The sequence below is a fragment of the Polaromonas sp. genome, from assembly GCF_018780625.1.
Lineage (GTDB): Bacteria > Pseudomonadota > Gammaproteobacteria > Burkholderiales > Burkholderiaceae_C > Polaromonas.
Genome location: NZ_JADMJK010000204.1, coordinates 1 through 2,232, shown reverse-complemented (window position 1 = coordinate 2,232; position 2,232 = coordinate 1). Strand labels below are relative to the sequence as shown.

General features: G+C 64.2%; 2 protein-coding genes and 1 pseudogene. 1 reads left to right on the top strand and 2 read right to left on the bottom strand.

Annotation, left to right across the window (positions count from 1 at the left end; translation table 11 throughout):
• A partial coding sequence (locus tag IV091_RS15110) for a hypothetical protein (protein ID WP_293470083.1) occupies window positions 1–282 on the top strand: 282 nt, incomplete at its 5' end.
• 246 nt (window positions 283–528) lie between these two features.
• On the opposite strand, the gene IV091_RS15105 is transcribed toward IV091_RS15110, so the two are convergent.
• Both IV091_RS15105 and IV091_RS15100 read right to left on the bottom strand, forming a co-directional pair.
• Window positions 529–1,263, bottom strand: coding sequence for a general secretion pathway protein GspB (locus tag IV091_RS15105; protein WP_293470082.1), 735 nt, complete (start codon window positions 1,261–1,263; stop codon window positions 529–531).
• A gap of 14 nt (window positions 1,264–1,277) precedes the next feature.
• Window positions 1,278–2,232, bottom strand: a pseudogene (locus IV091_RS15100) (peptidoglycan-binding protein); the annotation flags it as partial.

Below are 2,232 nucleotides of genomic sequence, written 5' to 3'. Positions count from 1 at the left end.
AAACGTCCGCCTGGTGATCCAGGTCGAAGCCGTCAAGCAGTAATCGCCTTCACGCTTGCAACCCTGCGTTGCATCCGAAAGCCCCGCCAGTCGGCTGACTGCGGGGCTTTTTTGTCTGTCAGCCATGACCCGCGCCGGTGTCTGGCTGTCACACTTGGCAAAACTCCGAAGATGAAAATCCTGCCCACTGAATTCGACGGCAAGTCCATCCGCCGCGTGTACGACGAAGACAATGAAATCAACTTAAGCGCCGACTCGGCATTGAGGGGCGTGAACTGGTGACGAACTGTCACCAGTTGAAGACTCGCCACTGACGGCAAGCAGCATCTCACCGACATCGCGACCGCCGAGACCCTGCTGCGTCTGGTGCAATCCGTCCCCAGCCCCAAGGCCGTGCCTATCAAACTCTGGTTCGTCAAGGTCGGCTATGAGCGCATGCAGAAGATGGCTGGCCCGCCCTGGCCCTGCGCTGTCGCTGGTCCGGGCGCGCCAGACTTGGCGGCAGCATGGACGCAGCGACAAGTCGATTCAATAACCCACCGAATAACGCTGACCCTTGAAGTTGAAAACAGCAGTTTTAGGCTTGATTTGTTCAAGTTCCAGGTCGGGCGCGGGTTTCTCGCCTTCATGAAAAACCTGGCCATTGATGATGAGCATGCGATGGGCGGCTGTTTCGGAGTAGATGGAGCCGCTGATGGCGAGTTTGGGCAGTGCTTGCCGGACGTTTTCCGGCAGTTCACTGCGCGCGGGGCTGGGATTGGTCGGTGGGGCTGCAAGGGCTGCAGGCGCAGCGACAAGGGGCGGGGCCTGTGGTTCACGCGGGGGTTCCGCTGGGACGGCGGGTTTGGCCGGGACCTTTGCCAGGGCAGGGGCTTTCATCGTCACTTGGGGGGTGTTGCTGCTGCTAGTGTCAATGGTCTTGCGGTTGGCCGTGGCGGCTGCTTGAGGCGGAGCAATGGCTTGCGTGGCCGGGGGCGCAGCTGTAGTGACAACAGGGGCGGCGGCGCTTGGTGCGGGCAGTGACATGGCCGCTACCGGGGCCGGTGTGTCCGGTGACTTCGCTGCCGGGGCGCCTGGTCTTAGCCAGTTCCAGAGCGCCAGGCACAGCAGCGCAAGGGCCACGCCGCTCAGCAGCAGGTAGGGCCTGATCGATTGGCGCAGCGCGGGCTTGCCCGGTGGCATGGCCTGGGTATGAAGCCCGGGAACGCGCCCGTGCGCACGCTCCGATTCGGCTTTTTTGAGTGCGTCAAGAATGAAGGACATGGGCGGTTTTCGGATCAGGGGGGTGGGGTGTTTGGGGTTTGCAGACGAGGCTCATCCATGCCCGTGGCACGGTTGAGCTGCATCACGGTCAGCGGGCCGGCCTGGCCGTCGGGCGTTAACCCCTGGGCGAGCTGAAAGGCATAAATTTTGGCGCGCAGGCCCGCTTCGGCCGATGGCTTTGCCCCTTGTGCGGCCTTGCTGGCGGCTGCTTGCGGTGCTGCTGCGCCTGGAACTTTGGCCAGCTGGGTGGTCAGCCAGTCGCTGGCGGGGATGGGCAAACCACTGGTGGCTTTTTCAGAATAACCTTCTGCGGCGCGCCACAGCGTGGCAAAGTCACCGCGCCAGATTTGCGCCAGCACAGGCAGCGGCACCGTGTGGGTTTGCGTGCCCATGCGCAGGGTGGCGGTTTGCGTGGTCAGTCCGGTCAGCAAGGCGTAGGCGGGCGTGCTGTTCGCGTCAAAAAGGGTCACGATGCCCGGCCGGTTGAGCTCGCGCAGCAGGGAAAGGGCGGTTTGCTTGCTGCTGAAGCAGTAAACCCGCTGCTGCAAGGCTGCCCGGCAGGCGTCCTGATCATCCAGCGCCAGCCCCCAGAGTTGGCCAAGCGCTTGCCAGGCTTCATTCTGGCTGCGCCAGTTTGATGCAAAAATTCCGGCCAGGTCGGCCTGGGACAGCAACACGGGGCTAGAGACAGGGCTTGATGCCGGGCGCGCGGCGGGCTCCGCCACGGCGCCTTTCACGGCACTTGTCGCGGCATCCGCAGGGGGCGATGGCAGGCGCCAGCCCATCTTGCCCACCACGGCAGCCCCCACCAGGAGTCCCGCCAGGCCGGCAACGGCCAGCGACACCGCCGGCCAGTAGCTGCGCGGCCTTGCCGCCGCGTCGATGCTGCCTGCCTGGCCTGATGCGTTTCTTTTGTGCTGCTGATCCGGCCCAAACACCTCGCCAGCCGCCTGGTCCACCATGCGCCGG

Coding starts and splice junctions, on each gene's coding strand:
- IV091_RS15105 (WP_293470082.1), bottom strand. CDS start 1,263: ATGTCCTTCATTCTTGACGCACTCAAAAAAGCCGAATCGGAGCGTGCG.